Genomic DNA, 1,923 nt, shown 5'->3' on the forward strand with positions numbered 1-1,923 from the left:
CGCGCCCTCCGGGAGTTCCTGGCACAGCGGCTTCCCGCCCACATGGTCCCGGCCGGGTTCGTGTTCCTGGACCGGCTGCCGCGCACCCCGAACGGAAAGATCGACCGCGGCCGGCTCCCGTCGGCGGGACGCCTGACCGTGGCTTCCGGCGACCGCGTCCCGCCCCGCGACGACACCGAGCGGCGGGTGGCCCGCGTCGTGGCCGGCCTTCTCGACCTCCCGGCCGAGGAGATCGGCGTCCGCGACAACTTCTTCGAACTCGGCGGGAACTCCCTCCTCGCCAGCCGTCTCGCGGCGCTCCTCGGCAAGGAGTTCGCCATCGAGACCTCCCTGCGGGCCGTCTTCGAGGCCCGGACGGTCGAGCAGCTCGCGCGGTACGCCCGGACCGCCACCGCCCCGCCGGCGGTCATCCCACGGGCCGCCCGCACGCCCTTCCGGCCCAGCGCCTCCCCACGGTGACCCCAGCCGCATCCGTCGCAGAGAGGAACGCCACGATGAGCAGCACGGATCACGCCCTGACCGGTACCTTCGTCTTCCCGGCCTCCTCCGGCCAGGAGCGGCTGTGGTTCCTCCGGGAACTCGACACCTCCGGAGGCGCGGCCTACCACCTGCACGCCGCCTTCGAGGCCGACGGCCGGCTCGACCGGGTCGTGCTGCAACGAGCCCTCAACCACGTCGTCGCCCGGCACGAGTCCCTGCGGACCCGGATCGTCCATCACGAGGGACGACTCGTGCAGGCCGTGGTGCCCGGCGCCCAGGTCACCGTGTCGGTGGTCGCCGTGGAGGACCGCGACGGGGACGGCGGTCGCGCCGAGGCCCGCCGGATCTCCGCCCGGGAGTCCCGGCGGCCCTTCTCACTGGAGCATGGCCCGCTGCTGCGCGTGAGCCTGCTCGAACTGCCCGACGGCCACCACGTCCTGCTGGCCACCCTGCACCACATCGTGGCCGACGCCTGGTCCATCTCCCTGCTCCTCGCCGAACTCGCCGAGAGCTACCGGGCCATCAGCGCGGGCGAGGAACCGCGATTGCCCGAACTCGGCCTCCAGTACGCCGACTTCACCGTCTGGCAACGGGAGTGGGAGCAGAGCCACGAGTTCCGCGGCCGGCTCGACCACTGGCGCGAACGACTCGACGGCGCGCCCACCCTGCTGCGCCTGCCCACCGACCACCCCCGGCCGGCCGTCCAGACCTTCCAGGGCGACACCGTCCGCGACATCCTCCCGGCCGGTCTCTCCCGGGCCCTGCGGCACCGCGCCCACGAGCACGACAGCACCCTGTTCATGGTCATGTACAGCGCGCTGCAACTCCTGCTGGAACGCTGCACGGGCCAGAGCGACTTCCTCGTCGGCACCCCGATGGCCAACCGCACCCGGCCCGAGCTCCAGCACACGATCGGGTTCTTCGCCAACACCGTGCTACTGCGCAGCGATCTCGACGGCGACCCGACCGTCGCCGAACTCATCGCCCGGACCCGGCGCACCTGCCTGGACGCCTACGAGCACCAGGCCGTCCCCTTCGAGAACCTGATCGCCGAACTGCACCCCGAGCGCACCCCCGGCCACAACCCCCTCTTCCAGACCCTGTTCGCGCTGGAGGACAGCGCGTACACGACCCTCTCCCTCGGCGGAGTGGACCTCACCCGGATCGACGGCGACAGCGGCACCGCCAAGTTCGACCTCTCGCTGTTCGTCGTGGACGGCGAGGACGAGTTGACCCTGCGCGCCGAGTACAACACGGCCCTGTTCGACCGGGCCGGCGTGGAACGCCTCGTCCGCCACTACCGGCGCGCCCTGGAGTTCGTCGCCGAGAACCCGGACCGCCCGGTCAGCGACCTGTCCCTTCTGGGTGGGGGGGAGAGTGGTGTGGTGGTGGCTGGTGGTCGGGGTGTGGTGGTGCCGGTGGGTGGGGTGTCGGTGCATGGGG

General features: G+C 72.1%; 2 protein-coding genes. Both read left to right on the forward strand.

The annotated features are described in order from the left end of the window. Nucleotides 1-459: phosphopantetheine-binding protein (locus tag AB0N63_RS36090; RefSeq protein ID WP_365536247.1), on the forward strand; the 459-nt coding region annotated here is incomplete at its 5' end. A gap of 35 nt (nt 460-494) precedes the next feature. Beyond that, a partial coding sequence (locus tag AB0N63_RS36095) for a condensation domain-containing protein (RefSeq protein ID WP_365536250.1) occupies nt 495-1,923 on the forward strand: 1,429 nt, incomplete at its 3' end.

This window comes from Streptomyces sp. NPDC093260 (assembly GCF_040683715.1).
Classification (GTDB): domain Bacteria; phylum Actinomycetota; class Actinomycetes; order Streptomycetales; family Streptomycetaceae; genus Streptomyces; species Streptomyces sennicomposti.